The 13,615-nt window shown below is 73.1% G+C and carries 12 protein-coding genes and 1 pseudogene; 9 read left to right on the top strand and 4 right to left on the bottom strand.

The window, feature by feature from the left end:
* The first annotated feature begins 25 nt into the window (after positions 1 to 25).
* The 4 genes and pseudogenes from ABD785_RS11660 to ABD785_RS11645 all read left to right on the top strand — a co-directional run.
* Positions 26 to 1,183 carry a CaiB/BaiF CoA transferase family protein gene (locus ABD785_RS11660; RefSeq protein ID WP_344826052.1) on the top strand — a complete coding sequence of 386 codons (1,158 nt, stop codon included), beginning with the start codon at positions 26 to 28 and terminating at the stop codon, positions 1,181 to 1,183.
* Entirely contained in the window at positions 1,180 to 1,968 is a 789-nt protein-coding gene (locus ABD785_RS11655; RefSeq protein WP_344826049.1) for a citryl-CoA lyase, read from the top strand. The genes ABD785_RS11660 and ABD785_RS11655 overlap by 4 nt, the downstream gene beginning before the upstream one ends.
* A 53-nt stretch (positions 1,969 to 2,021) precedes the next feature.
* Positions 2,022 to 2,687: a TetR family transcriptional regulator gene (locus ABD785_RS11650; protein WP_344826046.1), complete on the top strand. Its 666-nt coding sequence runs from the start codon at positions 2,022 to 2,024 to the stop codon at positions 2,685 to 2,687.
* A gap of 57 nt (positions 2,688 to 2,744) precedes the next feature.
* Positions 2,745 to 4,340, top strand: a pseudogene (locus ABD785_RS11645) (TIM barrel protein); the annotation flags it as partial.
* Positions 4,341 to 4,570: 230 nt separating this feature from the next.
* On the opposite strand, the gene ABD785_RS11640 reads toward ABD785_RS11645, so the two are convergent.
* Positions 4,571 to 4,921 (bottom strand): DUF5997 family protein, encoded by a 351-nt coding sequence (locus ABD785_RS11640; protein ID WP_344827086.1) that lies wholly within the window; start codon positions 4,919 to 4,921, stop codon positions 4,571 to 4,573.
* An 89-nt stretch (positions 4,922 to 5,010) separates the two neighbouring features.
* Between ABD785_RS11640 and ABD785_RS11635 the strand changes: the two genes are divergently transcribed.
* Together ABD785_RS11635 and ABD785_RS11630 are read left to right on the top strand one after the other, a co-directional pair.
* The gene (locus ABD785_RS11635; RefSeq protein ID WP_344826044.1) at positions 5,011 to 5,661 is read left to right on the top strand and encodes a LysR substrate-binding domain-containing protein; all 651 of its coding nucleotides are present in this window, start codon (positions 5,011 to 5,013) and stop codon (positions 5,659 to 5,661) included.
* A 203-nt stretch (positions 5,662 to 5,864) separates the two neighbouring features.
* Complete coding sequence (locus ABD785_RS11630; protein WP_344826042.1) at positions 5,865 to 6,338, top strand: hypothetical protein; 474 nt, start codon at positions 5,865 to 5,867, stop codon at positions 6,336 to 6,338.
* A 211-nt stretch (positions 6,339 to 6,549) separates the two neighbouring features.
* Here ABD785_RS11630 and ABD785_RS11625 read toward each other — a convergent pair whose 3' ends face one another.
* Entirely contained in the window at positions 6,550 to 6,870 is a 321-nt protein-coding gene (locus ABD785_RS11625; protein WP_344826040.1) for an antibiotic biosynthesis monooxygenase family protein, read from the bottom strand.
* 117 nt (positions 6,871 to 6,987) lie between these two features.
* On the opposite strand from ABD785_RS11625, the gene ABD785_RS11620 reads away from it, so the two are divergent.
* Positions 6,988 to 7,701 carry a class I SAM-dependent DNA methyltransferase gene (locus ABD785_RS11620; RefSeq protein WP_344826037.1) on the top strand — a complete coding sequence of 238 codons (714 nt, stop codon included), beginning with the start codon at positions 6,988 to 6,990 and terminating at the stop codon, positions 7,699 to 7,701.
* 40 nt (positions 7,702 to 7,741) lie between these two features.
* Here the strand turns inward: ABD785_RS11620 and ABD785_RS11615 are convergent, their stop codons facing one another.
* On the bottom strand, positions 7,742 to 11,242 hold the full coding sequence (locus ABD785_RS11615) for a protein kinase domain-containing protein (RefSeq protein WP_344826034.1): 3,501 nt from the start codon (positions 11,240 to 11,242) through the stop codon (positions 7,742 to 7,744).
* Positions 11,243 to 11,388: 146 nt separating this feature from the next.
* On the opposite strand from ABD785_RS11615, the gene ABD785_RS11610 reads away from it, so the two are divergent.
* Together ABD785_RS11610 and ABD785_RS11605 are read left to right on the top strand one after the other, a co-directional pair.
* Positions 11,389 to 11,844 (top strand): MarR family transcriptional regulator, encoded by a 456-nt coding sequence (locus ABD785_RS11610; RefSeq protein ID WP_344826031.1) that lies wholly within the window; start codon positions 11,389 to 11,391, stop codon positions 11,842 to 11,844.
* A gap of 121 nt (positions 11,845 to 11,965) precedes the next feature.
* Positions 11,966 to 12,943 (top strand): hypothetical protein, encoded by a 978-nt coding sequence (locus tag ABD785_RS11605; RefSeq protein WP_344826029.1) that lies wholly within the window; start codon positions 11,966 to 11,968, stop codon positions 12,941 to 12,943.
* Here ABD785_RS11605 and ABD785_RS11600 read toward each other — a convergent pair.
* A complete protein-coding gene (locus tag ABD785_RS11600) occupies positions 12,911 to 13,588 on the bottom strand; it encodes a hypothetical protein (RefSeq protein WP_344826026.1) in 678 nt (225 codons plus the stop codon). The genes ABD785_RS11605 and ABD785_RS11600 overlap by 33 nt on opposite strands.
* Positions 13,589 to 13,615: the final 27 nt, after the last annotated feature.

The following is a 13,615-nucleotide window of genomic DNA, read 5'->3' as shown; positions in this document are numbered from 1 at the left end:
GCAAGTCGGACGAAGAGGAGAAGCGATGCCCCCGCTCAGCGGTGTCAGAGTGCTCGACCTGACGAACGTGCTCGCCGGGCCCTACTGCAGTTACCAGCTGATGCTCCTGGGCGCGGAGGTCGTCAAGGTCGAGGTGCCCGGCCAGGGGGACCTCGCCCGTCGGCTCGGCCCCGACGCCGGCCTCAACCGGGACGGTCTCGGCGCGTCCTTCCTGGCGCAGAACGCCGGCAAGAAGTCCGTCGAGATCGATCTGAAGTCGCCGGAGGGCCGCGCGGAGTTCGAGGACCTCGTGTGCCGGGCCGACGTCCTGCTGGAGAACTTCCGGGCCGGGGTGCTGGCCAGGCTCGGTTTCGGCTGGGACCGGCTGCGCGGGCTGAACCCCCGGCTGGTCTACTGCGCGATCTCCGGGTTCGGGCAGTCCGGCCCGATGAGCCGGGCTCCGGCCTACGACCAGATCATCCAGGGCCTGTCGGGCATGATGGCGGTGACCGGGACCCCGGACACCGTGCCCCTGAGGGTCGGCTTCCCCGTCTGCGACACCGTCGGCGGCATGACCGCGGCCCTGCACATCGCGGCGGCGCTGGCCGGACGGGAGCGCACCGGCGAGGGGACCTTCCTGGACGTCTCCATGCTGGAAGCCGCGATCTCCGCCATGGGCTGGACCGTCTCGAACTACCTCGTCAGCGGCGTGGAGCCCGTCCCGATGGGCGACCAGAACGCCACCGCCGCCCCCTCGGGCACCTTCCACGCCGCGGACGGCCCGCTGAACATCGCCGCCAACCGCCAGGAGCAGTTCACCGCGCTCTGCGGCCTCATCGGACGGCCCGGCCTCGCCACCGACCCCCGCTTCCGCGAGCGGGAGGACCGCAAGCTGCATCGGGACGCCCTCAACGCCGAGATCAACCTGGCGCTCGCCGCGAAAACCGCGCTGGAGTGGGAGGTCGAGCTGACGGCGGCCGGGGTGCCCTCGGCCCGGATCGTCACCGTTCCGCAGGCCCTCGAGCTGGAGCAGCTCGCCCACCGGGGATTCCTCACCGAGCTGCCCTTCCCCGGCGATCGCCCCGGGACCCTGCGGGTCAGCGGCGGCGGGGTCCTACACGACGGTCTCCCGCTGCGGCCCGGCGCTCCCCCGCCGCTGCTCGGCGAGCACACCGGCAAGCCGCTGTGGAAGGCGGCGTCATGACGATCGATCCGACGGGCGCCGTCGCGCGGTGGTGGGCCACCGACGTCTCGCACATGGAACCGGGCGTCGTCGAGCTGCGGGGCCGTCCGGTCCAGGAGCTGATCGGGACCACCGGCCTCGCGTCGATGATCTGGCTGATGATCCGCGGAGAGCTGCCGGAACCGGCGCGGGCGGCCCTGCTGGAGGCCGCGCTCGTCGCCGGGGTCGACCACGGCCCCCAGGCCCCCTCGATCGCGATCGCGCGGATGGCCGCCACCTGCGGGGTGGGGCTCAACAGCGCGATCGCGAGCGGCGTCAACGTGCTCGGCGACGCCCACGGCGGCGCCGGGCAGCAGTGCGTCGAGCTGCTCGACCGGGTCCTGCTGCTCGAGGACGAGGGAGCGCCGCTCGCGGAGGCCGCGGCGCGCGCCGTCGCCGAGGGCCCCCGGTACGTGCCCGGGTTCGGGCACCGGTTCCACCCGCGCGACCCCCGCCGGGATCCGCTGATGGCCCTCGCCGAGCGCGCCGCGGCCGACGGCGTGGTCGCCGGACGCCATCTGCGCGCCGGGCTCGCGGTCGAGGCCCACCTGGACGCCGCCCGCAGCAGCCCGGTCCCCATGAACATCGACGGCGCCACAGCGATCATCTATGCCGAGCTCGGATTCCCCGCCCCGCTGGCCCGGGGGCTGTTCGTACTCAGCCGCAGTGTCGGCATCCTCGCCCACGCCTGGGAGGAGACCGGGCAGGGCACGCGCAACAAGGGGCCGATCCCCCGCGCCGTCCTGCCCGCCCGCCTCAGCCCCTGAACGCCCCGGACTACACTGTGCCGCTGAACCGCAACGGCCACACGGGGAGTCTCATGACCGCCGCACGACCCGCGTCCGCACCGGAACGGCAGAGGGACCCCGAGCGCACCAGGACCGAGATCCTCGACGTGGCGGCCAGGGAGTTCGCCCGCCTCGGCTACGACGGAGCGAGGGTCGACGAGATCGCCGCCCTCACCCGCACCACCAAGCGGATGATCTACTACTACTTCGGCGGCAAGGAGCAGCTGTTCGTGGCCGTCCTGGAACGCGCCTACACCGAGGTCAGGAAGGCCGAGGCCGCGATCGACGTGGACCACCTCGCGCCCCTCGACGCCATCCGGCGGCTGGCCGAGCTCACCTACGACCACCACCTCGACCACCAGGACTTCATCCGGCTGGTCAGCATCGAGAACGTCCACGAGGCCCAGCACCTGCGCACGTCCGAGGTCCTGGCGAACCTCGGCGCCCCCGCCATCGACCTGATCACGAGGATCCTCACCGCGGGCAAGGCCGACGGGAGCTTCACCACCGACGTCGACGCCATCGACGTCCATATGATGATCAGCTCGTTCTGCGTGTTCAGCGTCGCCAACCGGCACACGTTCCAGACGCTGTTCGACCGCGATCTCGCCGGGGCCGATCGCCGCGCCCACTACCGGACGATGATCGGCGAGATGGTCGTCGCCTACCTGACGGGCGTGGGGCGTCCGGTCGTCTAGACGGCGGCTTCCGCGGGCCTCTAATGTACGAACCAGTTAGTACCTTTGGAGGCATTCGTGCGCAGGTCCATCGCCACCGTCTCGCTCAGCGGCACCCTGGTCGAGAAGCTGACGGCCGTCGCCGCCGCGGGTTTCGACGGGATCGAGCTGTTCGACAACGACCTGCTCACCTGCCCGCTCGGACCGGAGGCGATCCGGGACCAGGCCCGCGACCTCGGCCTGTCCATCGACCTCTACCAGCCGTTCCGGGACGCCGAGGCGCTGCCGGAAAAGCACTTCGAGCGGGTGATGCGCCGGGCCGCGCAGAAGTTCGGCGTGATGGAGCGGCTCGGCGCCACGACCCTCCTGGTCTGCTCGAACGTCTCCGGCCCCACGATCGACGACGACGCTCTCGCCGCCGAGCAGCTCCACCGGCTCGCCGATCTCGCGAGCGAGCACGGGGTGCGGATCGCCTACGAGGCCCTGGCCTGGGGCCGGCACGTGGCGGACTACCGGCACTCCTGGCGGATCGTGGAGATGGCCGGCCATCCGTCGCTCGGCGTGTGCCTGGACAGTTTCCACATCCTGACCCGGCGGGACGATCCCGCCGGCATCGCCCTGATCCCCGGCGAGAAGATCTTCTACCTCCAGCTCGCCGACGCGCCCGGCGTCCAGATGGACCCGCTGTTCTTCAGCCGCCACTACCGCTGCTTCCCCGGTCAGGGCGTGCTGGCGCTGCGCGAGTTCACCGCGGCCGTCCTCAGGACCGGGTACGACGGCCCGCTGTCCCTGGAGGTCTTCAACGACGTCTTCCGGCAGGCCGACCCGGAGCACACGGCCGTCGACGCGATGCGCTCACTGATCGCGCTCGGCGACGCGGTGGGCCGGGAGGTCCCCGGGCGCCCCACGCTGACGGCGCTCCCGGCCGTCTCCGAACCGGAGGAGTTCGCCTTCGTCGAGCTGACCGTGGACGCCTTCACCGAGCTGTCCGCCCGCGACCTGCTCGGCCGGATGGGCTTCACCTATCGCGGGAGCCACCGCACCAAACCCGTCCAGATCTGGCAGCAGGGACGGGCCCGGGTCGTCCTCACCCGCGCCGTCCCGCCCGCGCACCGCAGGGAACGCGACAAGGTGACCGTGTCGGTCATCGGCGTCGAGGACGTCCAGGCCGCCCGCTCGGCCGCGCGGGCCCAGGCACTGATGGCCCCCCGCACCGCCCGCGCCCTCAACGCCGGCGAACTCCGCCTGCCCGCCGTCGACGCCCCCGACGGCACCGTCCTGTACTTCTGCCGCAGCGAGGGCCCGGAGAACTGGCTCACCGACTTCGACATCCACCCGGCCTCCGACGCGCCGCCGGAGGAGGCGGGCATCGACAGCGTCGACCACGTCGCCCTCTCCCCCGACGTGGACCTGTTCGAGGAGAGCCTGCTGTTCTACCGCTCGGTCCTGGGCCTGGCCCTCCAGCCGGTCGAGGAGATCCCCGAGCCCCACGGCCTCCTGCGCAGCAGGGCCCTGACCTCGGGCGGCTTCCGCCTGGTCCTCAACGTCCCGGTCTTCCGGGGCGACCACGAGCCGCGAGGCCTCCAGCACATCGCCTTCACCTGCCCTGACATCTTCGCCCTCGCCGCCCGCTTCCGCGCCGCCGGAGTCCCCCTCCTGCCCATCCCCGCCAACTACTACGAGGACCTGGCCGCCCGCACCGACCTCCCCGCACCGGTCCTCACCCGCATGCGCGACCACGGCATCCTCTACGACCACACCCCCACCGGCGCGTTCTTCCACCTCTACACCCGCACCCTGGGCACCACCCTGTTCTTCGAAGCCGTCCAGCGCACCGGCACCTACACCGCCTTCGGCGCCCCCAACGCCCCCATCCGCCGAGCGATGCAGTCCTTACCCGCGGTTCACGGGGCGGTGCGCTGTTCCTTGAGGCGGTGGGCCTCCTTGCGGACCTCGGCCTGGACGGCCTGCTCCTTCTGGAGCCACTCCGGGTTCTCGGTCCGGAGGGCCTCGATCTCGGCGGTGGTGAGCGGGCCGGTGATCCCTCCGCGGGCCAGCCCCGAGATCGAGATCCGGAGCCTGGCGGCGGCGACCTGCCGGGGGTGGGGGCCCTCACGGCGCAGATCGGTCAGCCAGGCGGGCGGATCGGCCTGGAGCGCGTTCAGCTCCTCCCGCGAGACGACACCCTCCTGGAACTGCGCCGGCGCCGCCGACAGCAGGATGTCCAGCTTCTTGGCCGCGGTGGCGGGCTTCATGGTCTGCGGAGTCTTCGCCTTGGACGTGCTCATGGACATCAAGGGTAGCCAGCGCGAAGGGGCCCTCCGGACACCGCTAGGCTGGGACGGTGACCGACGGTGAGTTCCGGCTGGCCTACGCCCCGGGCGTGACGCCCGCCAAGTGGGCCGGCGTCTGGGCCGAGCGCGTGCGCGAGGTGCCGCTCAGGCTGATCCAGGTCCCGGCCGCCGAGGCCGTCCCCCTGCTGCGCGAGGGCGGTGCCGAGGCCGCTCTGACCCGCCTGCCCGTCGACCGCGAGGCCCTCCACGTGATCCCGCTCTACGTGGAGACCACCGTGGTGATGGTGCCGAAGGACCACGCGGTGGCCGCGGTCGACGAGCTGAGCCTCGCCGACCTCGACGACGAGGACGTCTTCGCCCCCCTCGACGACGTCCTGCCCTGGACCACCCGCCCCGGCACCCCCGCCTTCACCCGCCCGGAGACCACCCCCGAGGCCCTCGACCTGGTCGCCTCGGAAGCCGGAGTCCTCCTCCTCCCCCAATCCCTGGCCCGCCTCCACCACCGCAAGGACCTCACCTACCGCCCCGTGACGGACGCCCCCCAGTCCCAGATAGCCCTGACCTGGCCCGACCCCCCCACCACCGACCTCATCGAAGAACTCATCGGCATCATCCGCGGCCGCACCCCCAACAGCTCCCGAGGCCGCCCCGCCGACCCCCCGAAGAAGCCCCGGCGCCCCGCCCCCCGACGCCGCCGCTGACCCCGCTTCACGTCCTGCGCGCGGCGGGCCCGCCCGCGCTGATGCGGCCGTCCCGGCTCAGCGGTGAGCGTCGCCGTGGATGACCGGGATGCAGGTGCCTCCGGAGATCCGTTCGAGAAGCCGGAGCTCGGTGCGCCACCGGGTTTCCGGCATCCGCCATTCCGAAATAGGCTGGAATGTCCGTCACTGCGGGAGGTCAGGCGATGGAGAGCAGCCTGGGAAGGGCGGCGCGCGGTTTCGGGCGGGTGGTTCTCCTCGTCGTCCTGCTCGGGTCGCTCGTCGTCGGGGCCGTCGGGTGGTGGTGGAACGTCGAGCTGCCGCGGGGCGCCGATCGGGTTCGGAAGGCGGATGTCGAGAACAATCTGCGGCTGGTCGAGGAGGCGCCGGGGAGGCTCAGGCGGGCCGCGGCCGATGGTGCCGTCACCGCCGGGGAGGCCGCGACCTCGCTTGATCCGCACTGGACGGCGACACGGACGGCGGGGCGGTTGCTGATCACCGCCTACTACCGGGTCGATCCTCGTGATCCCGGGCTCGATCGATGTGTTCGGTACGCTCTGAGCGTTCCCCTGGGCGCCGGCTCCAGCGTGGAGCGGATGGATCTGAGGGCGGACTCGCCGGAGTGCGAGGAGTTGTCCCGGCATACCTCCCCGGCGGACCACGACGCGCCCGTCGCGTGATCGAAGAGGGGGACCGTCGGCGCCGTCGAGAATCCTCTTCGCGGCGGGAGCCTGCCTGTTCGCGCTGTCGGCCTGTGCGGGCGGTCCGGAGGCGAAGGGCGGTCCGCCTCGCCGGTCACGGAGCAGCGCGCCGGTGCCGACCCCGGCGAAAGGATCGTGGCCCGCACCGCGCGCACGCTCGCCCGCGCGCTCCGTCCGGCACCCTGACGGGTCAGAGGACGGGGAGCCCCGACGCGGAGGTGACCTCGTAGTGCTCGACGGTCTCGGCGCGGTCGAGGAGGTAGGCGTCGTCCTTCGGGTAGTAGACGGCCTTCTCGGGGTCGGGGCCGGCGAAGGCCCTGATGGACTCCCACGAGTCCCAGAGGGTGAAGGTGATGAACTCGGTGCGGTCGCCGTGGTCGCGGCGGAGCATGAGAGCCAGCCGGTTTCCGGGCGTCCGGCGGTACTCCGCGATTCCGGTCCCGTCGATGTAGGCGGCATAAGCCTCGGCGTTCTCGAGGCGCACGGTCCCGCGCCAGATGCGTGCGATCATGCCTTCGGCATGCCCGGACCGTCCGCGCGGACACCCGCGGGGTCAGACCGGACGGGCGGGGCTTTCGCCGCGCGGGGTTCTCGACGTTCCGTCGCGCCGCGGAAGTAGCCTTGGGCGGTGTTCTCACCTCGAGGTCCGTCCCTGCGGGAGCTGGCGGTTCAGGCGCTGTCCTCGGTCGAGGACGGCTACGACCTGCTCGCCCCGAAATTCGACCACACGCCCTTCCGCACTCCCGGGAGCGTTCTCGACGCGACCGCCGAGGCCCTGCGCCCGCTCGGGCCGTTCGGCCGGGGGCTGGACGTGTGCTGCGGCACCGGGGCGGGCCTGCGGGTCCTGGATCCACTGTGCGGCGAACAGATCACCGGGGTCGACTTCAGCGCCGGCATGCTCGCGCAGGCGCGCGGGGCGCGTCCGGACGTCGCGTGGGTCCGGGCCGATGTCCGGGAGCTGCCGTTCCGCGAGGAATTCGGCCTCGCCGTCAGCTTCGGAGCGCTCGGGCACTTCCTCCCCGCCGAACGTCCCGCGCTCTTCGCGGGGGTGCACCGCGCCCTGCTGCCCGGCGGCCTGTTCGCCTTCCCGCTCAGCGCCCCGCAGCCCGTCACCTCGCGCTGGTACTGGATGCTGCTCGCCTTCGACCTCGCCATGCGCGCCCGCAACACCGTGCGGCGCCCCCCGTTCGTCATGTACTACCGCACGCAGCCGCTCCACCCGATCCTCGACGAGCTGGCGGCGGCCGGATTCGCCGTGGGGACGGCCCCGCTCCCGGCGCTCGGCCGGCGCCCCGGCGGTGGCCCTCTGTGCTGTCTCGTCCTGGCACGCAAGGCCGGCTGACCTCGTGTTCCGCCGCTCGGGCCCGCCGGGATCGGCGTCCTCAACCCGGGGGGCGGCAGGTGGAACGGGGAGTGAGCTCGGGGATGTGGGTCTTCCATTCGGTGCGGGTGAGGTCGCCGGACCTCGCGCAGACGGCCCTGAGCAGGCGGCCGGTGTCGAGGTTGTGGGTGCGGCGGGCCGAGGTGGCGCTACCGGACAGCAGGGAGGCGCCGTCGAAGGCCAGGGCGAGGACGGTGGAGGAGTGGCCGGGCAGCGCGCCGCCGTGAGGACGGCCCGTGGCGGTGTCCCAGAGACGGACCGCGCCGTCCCGGTCTCCGGTGGCGAGGAGCGATCCGTCGGCGGAGAAGGCCGCGGCGGTGATCTCGGCGCCGTGGCCGCGCAGCGGCAGCCCCCGGAGCCGGCCGGTGCGGGCGTCCCAGAGCAGGACGTCGTTCTGCTTCCCGGTGACGGCCGAGGCCCCGTCCGGGCTCAGCGCGAGGATGTGCCGGAGGTCGTGGCCGGCGAGCAGCGGCTCCCCTGACGGGAAGGCGACCAGGCCGATGCCGCCCGCGGCGACGGCGGCGCCGTCCGGGCGGAACACCGCGTGCCTGGCGCTGATGCCGAGCAGGTCGCCCTGGGAGTCGGCCGGAGCCGCCGGGACGTCGATCGTCCGCAGCAGGGTCCTGCCCCTGAGGTCCCACAGTTCGAGACCGCCCCCGCCGTCGGGACCGCGGGTGACGACGGCGAGCGCCGCCGCGTCGGGAGAGAACGCCAGGTCCGAGACTTTGCCGCCGGAGAGCTCGTAGGGGAACGACCACACCAGGGTGCGGTTCCTGCGGTCCCAGATCTCGATCTTCTTTCCCGCGGCGGTGACCGCCAGGAGGGTTCCGTCGGGGCTGAGTTTCAGGGAGTGCGAGCCCGCGAGCCCGACCGGGGCGAAGCCGGGTGAGGCGAGGACGCCGGTGCCCGCCTCCTCGCCGGCCTCCCAGACGCGGACGTCCGTCCCCGATCTGGTCGCCGTGACCGTTCCGTCGCGGCTGAGGGAGACGTCCTCGACCGGCTCCTCCGCGGACGGGCGGCCGGTGAGCGTCCCGACGTCGAGCGAGACGACGGCGTGGTCCTGGTTCACACAGCGCAGCCCCCGGTCGCCGGGGATGAAGCGGACCTGGGCGCAGCGCGGATTCCCCGGCGGATAGCGCAGCAGGGGCCGTTCGCCCCCGGCCTCCCACAGCACCCGGTCGAGGGCGGCGAACCGGCCGTCCGAGCTGAGGCGCACCGACGGCCATCCGGCGCCGGTGACCTCGATGTCGGGCCGCCAGGTGCCGGTGGTCAGATCGAGGATCCGCGCCCGGCGCTCGTGGGTCAGCGCGAACCATCGGCCGTCGGCGCTGAAGGTCATGGAGCCGGGTTCGCTCTCGACCGGCTCGGACCGCCACGGGGCCGGCAGCTTCCTTCCGTCGGCGAGGCCGCGGAACTCCACGCCGCCGTCGAGGCTCAGTGCCACCCGGGAGTCGTCGGGGGCGAAGGCCCATCCGGCCAGGCCGCTTCCCCGGTGGACCAGGGCTCCGGTGCGGGTGTTCCAGATCTGGTGGCTTCCGGCGACGAGGGCGAGCAGGTAGCCGCCGCGCGGGCTGAGGCCGGTCCGCCGGTCCCCGGAGCTGAAGCCGAGGGTCCGGACGGAGCCCGTCCGGACGTCCCACAGGCGGCTGGGCGTGCCGTCGGTGAGGGAGCCGAGGGCGACGAGGCCGCCGTCGGCGGAGACCGAGACCGGCACGGCCGCCGCCTCCCCGGTGTCCAGTTCGGCGAGCGGGGCGCGGGCGCCGACGTCCCATGCCCGGACCCGGCCGGGCTCGGAGATGACGAAGACGAGGCCGTCGTCGCTCAGCGCCGAGATGATGCCCGAGCGCACGACCCCGGGCGGGGCGAAGACGTCGGCCTCCCACTGGTAGGCCTGGGCCAGCAGCTCGGCACGCGTCTCGGGCAGGTCGGCCAGGCTCGCCGCCGCGACGGCGAGCCGCATCCCGGTGCGCGGGTCGCTGCGGCGCAGGCCCGCCGCCAGGACCGCCAGGCGTCTCGCGACGGCCTCGTCCCGCTGGGCGGCCACCGTCCTGCCCCGGTCGACGGCCACCGCGACCGCGCCGAGCGCGACCACGAGCAGCATCGCCAGGACGGCGCCGAGCACGGCGCGCCGCCGGGAACGGAACCCGGCGAGCGCGGCGGCCGCACTCAGGAAATCGCGTTCCGCGACGTTCAGCACGAGATGGTCGCGTCCTGTGGCGGCCCACTCGCGGGCCAGCTCCAGCGGGGTGCCCTGGTAGAGATCGCCCGGTTTGCGGCCGTGCCGGTCCCACAGCAGGGCGGCGTCGGTGAGGGAGCGGTGGACCGCGAGACCGGCCCGCTCGCCGTCGATCCAGAAGCGCAGCCGGGGCCAGGCGCGCAGCAGCGCCGCGGTGACGATCTCGACCCGGCCTCCGGCGGAGGTCAGGAGCCCGGCGTCGGTGAACGCCCCGATGACGGCGTCGATGGCGTCCTCGCCGGTCCGGCCGTCGGAGAACTCCGCGCGCCCGGCGCCGCGCAGCGTGCCCTCCGCGGTCTCTCCGGGGATCACCATCCGCAGCAGGACGCGGGGGGCTGCCGTCCTGGCGTCGGTGTCCAGGCCCTGGTAGACGCGTTCGGCCAGCTCGTCCAGGGACGGTTCGGCGACCGTCTCGTCGGGCGGCCGCACCTCGCCCGCCGCGGACGCCCCCGCGGCCAGCAGGTCGTCGGCGGCGCCGTCCCCGCCGACCAGGTCGAGCAGCAGCCGGTGGGCGGTGGGCCGCTCCGCCGGATCCTTGGCGAGGGCGGCGGTCACGGCCGGGCGCAGCGACGGCGGGAGGCCGTCGAGGTCCGGCCGGTCGTGGAGGGCGCTGTGCGCGATGACGGCCAGCGACGCGCCGGTGAACGGCGGCCGGCCGAGCGCGGCGAAGTACACGACCGCACCCCAGGCCCACACGTCGACCTCGGGCCCCGCGGCGGCGCCCTGGAACGCCTCCGGCGCCATGTAGCGGGGCGTGCCCCTGAGGACTCCCGCCGCGGTCCGCGACATGTCCTCGGTACGGGCGATCCCGAAGTCGATCACTCGGGGGCCGTCGGGGCCCAGGAGCACGTTCGCGGGCTTCAGGTCCCGGTGCACGACCCCGGCCCGGTGGATCGCGACGAGCGCGGTGGCGATCCCGATCGCCAGCCGGAGCAGATCCCCCTCCTCCAGCGGCCCGCCCGCGTCGACCGCCGCCGCGAGATCCGGGCCCGGCACGAACTCGCTGACGATGTACGGCCGCGCCCCCTCCGCCTCGACCTCGATCACCCTGGCCGTGCAGAACGACGCCACCTGCCCGACGGCCGCGGCCTCCCGGGAGAGCCCCTTCCCTGCGTACTCCCCGTGCAGCGCCTTGACCGCCACCCGCACCCCGTCGGCTCCGTACGCCTCGTAGACCACGCCCTGTCCCCCGGCGCCCAGCCGCCCCGCCAGCCAGTACCCCCCGATCTCCTGCGGATCCCCCGCCACCAGCGCTTCCGCGACCATCGCTCCTCCTCACCGCACCACTTCGACGCCCCTCCGCCGCGCCCCGTTGCCGCCGTGTCCAGGACCGGACTCTCCTCGCGGGGCGGTCGGCGCCCGTCTTCGCCACCCGTTGACTTGAAGTCCGCTTCACGTTCTACGGTCGGCGCATGAGGACCTACGCACCGGAAGACGTCGCACGCCAGCCGACCGGTTACTGGAGCACGGAGGCGTCCAAGAGGGTCCTGGCGGGAATCCGCGGAGCCCTCGCCGTGGAGGCCCTGACCCAACCCCACTGGTGGACCCTGAACCACGTGTCGGGAGCCCCCGGCACCTGGAACCGGACCACCCTGACCACGAAGCTGAGCCGCTTCGCCGACTTCATGCCCACCGGCACGTTCGACGACGTCTACGACGACCTGATCGCCCGCGGATGGCTCGTGGAGAACGGCACCTTCGCCCTCACCGACGCCGGCCGTCTCGCCCTGGACCGAGCCCGCGACCGCAACGCCGAGGTCCACACAAAGATGCTCCAGAACATCGACCCCGCCGACTTCGTCACCATGATCAACGTCCTCCGCCAGGTGATCGAGAACCTCGAAGGCGACAGCGACCTCCCCACCTGAGCCGTCCCACGGCCGCGTCGGACGGTGGCCGTTCGGGACGGGCCGAGCCCGGAGGCCTGCGCCGAACGGCCATAATGGACGCTCCGCGGGGATCCCGGGAAGGGTGCGTCGCATGCGGCGAATGGTGGCTGTGAGCTTCGTGCCTCATGCCGTCTTCGTGGCCTGCTTGTGGACGCTGATCGCCGCCGGCAGCTTCTCCGGCCGGACGGGGCAGCCCCTGCCCAGGACCCCGGCAGGCGTGGTGGGATCAGTCCTCGGGATCAGCGTCTGCGCCGCCGTCCTCGGCCTGCTCCTCCACCCGTTCCAGGTCCGGGCCGTTCGCCTCCTGGAGGGGTACTGGGACCGGTGGACGCCCACCGCCCGCCTCTCCGAGGTCCTCGTCGAATTCCAGCGGCGCAGACGGGAACGCCTCGACCGCCTTCCCGCCATCGGCGACGGCGACGGCGACGGCGACGGCGACGGCGACGGCGACGGCGAGGAGAACGCGGCGAACCGCACCCTGCCCGAACAGGTACGCGGGCTGAAACGGAACGCCGACCAGGCACGGGTGCACGCCCTCGCCGCACGTCGGCTGGCCGCCCTTCCGCCGGGTGACGTCCTCCTGCCCACCGCGCTGGGCAACGCGCTGCGGGCCGGAGAGCTCAGCGCGGGAGAGAGGTACGGGCTGACAACCCTGTCGTCGTGGCCGCGGATATATCCGCAGATGTCCAAACCGCTCTCGGAGGCGCTGGGCTCCGCCCGGACCATGCTCGACGCCTCGGTCAATCTCTGCCACAGCTTCGCGGGCTGCGTTCTGCTGCTGGCCTTCGCCCTGCACGACGAACCGCGGACCTGGTGGGCGCCCCTCTTGTGCTCTGCGGGAGCCGTACTGGCCTACAAGGGCGCCGTGACGGCCGCCCAGACCTATGCGGGCCTGATGTGGGTCGTCTACGACCTGCACCGCTTCGACCTCGTCACTGCCCTGCATCTCCCGCTGCCCGATCGCGACTCCGAGTGGGAGGTCTTCCAGTCGATATCAGCCGGGATGGCCGGTCAGGACGTCGGCCTCCCCTACGATCACGGACGGTCAGACCCGGACGAGACTGACGGCGCCGCATAGCCCGAGCAGGTGCAGCCCGACCTCCGCGGCCGCGTCGCCGGATCGGGGCCCGGTGTCGGAGACGTGGGTGAAGACCGTTCCGGCCGTCCGCACCACGACCGGCCAGCTCCTCGGGACGGTCAGATGCACATGGCCCGCGATCGCCGTCACCTCCAGGTCCATTCCCCCGGCCAGGACCGAGCCCGCGAAATCGGCACGGACCTCCCCCGCCACGGCCCGGATCGCGAATCTCGCGTGGGGTGTCTCGTGCCCGACCTCCGCGGGTGCCGTCACCCTTCCCGACACCAGGACCCGCGTCCAGGCCCCAACCCCCGGCTCCGCCGACGACCGCACCAACACCGCACCGACCGTGATCAGGAGGGCCGGCGCCAGCACGTCGATCAGAATCTCCACGCCTACGAGCCCGAGCCCGGCCAGCGCGGCAGCCACCAGCAGCGCGGGAGCGATGAGCGATCCCGCGGCGACCGCCGACCTGACCACATTGGCCCCAGCCCACCCGAGCACCAGCCAGGGCCAGTGGCCCCCCACCCACGCGACGGCCTCCCGCAGCCGCTCATGGACGTCCCCGATGACGAAGCTCCCGGCCGCCAGCGCGACCAGCCCGAACCACGCCCGCCCACGACGCCGCACGCCCGTACCCGCCATCCGAGCAATGCTAGTCAGCCAGGACGG

The sequence above is a fragment of the Actinocorallia longicatena genome (assembly GCF_039534125.1).
Classification (GTDB): Bacteria; Actinomycetota; Actinomycetes; order Streptosporangiales; family Streptosporangiaceae; genus Actinocorallia; species Actinocorallia longicatena.
The sequence above is the reverse complement of the archived record's forward strand: the minus strand, read 5'-3'. Positions and strand labels throughout refer to the sequence as shown.

Bases quoted from the DNA above. Each gene is read 5' to 3' on its own strand.
- ABD785_RS11630 (WP_344826042.1), top strand. From the start codon at position 5,865: ATGGAGAGCAGCCTGGGAAGGGCGGCGCGCGGTTTCGGGCGGGTGGTT.
- ABD785_RS11655 (WP_344826049.1), top strand. From the start codon at position 1,180: ATGACGATCGATCCGACGGGCGCCGTCGCGCGGTGGTGGGCCACCGAC.
- ABD785_RS11610 (WP_344826031.1), top strand. From the start codon at position 11,389: ATGAGGACCTACGCACCGGAAGACGTCGCACGCCAGCCGACCGGTTAC.
- ABD785_RS11615 (WP_344826034.1), bottom strand. From the start codon at position 11,242: ATGGTCGCGGAAGCGCTGGTGGCGGGGGATCCGCAGGAGATCGGGGGG.
- ABD785_RS11605 (WP_344826029.1), top strand. From the start codon at position 11,966: ATGGTGGCTGTGAGCTTCGTGCCTCATGCCGTCTTCGTGGCCTGCTTG.
- ABD785_RS11625 (WP_344826040.1), bottom strand. From the start codon at position 6,870: ATGATCGCACGCATCTGGCGCGGGACCGTGCGCCTCGAGAACGCCGAG.
- ABD785_RS11660 (WP_344826052.1), top strand. From the start codon at position 26: ATGCCCCCGCTCAGCGGTGTCAGAGTGCTCGACCTGACGAACGTGCTC.
- ABD785_RS11640 (WP_344827086.1), bottom strand. From the start codon at position 4,921: ATGAAGCCCGCCACCGCGGCCAAGAAGCTGGACATCCTGCTGTCGGCG.
- ABD785_RS11650 (WP_344826046.1), top strand. From the start codon at position 2,022: ATGACCGCCGCACGACCCGCGTCCGCACCGGAACGGCAGAGGGACCCC.
- ABD785_RS11600 (WP_344826026.1), bottom strand. From the start codon at position 13,588: ATGGCGGGTACGGGCGTGCGGCGTCGTGGGCGGGCGTGGTTCGGGCTG.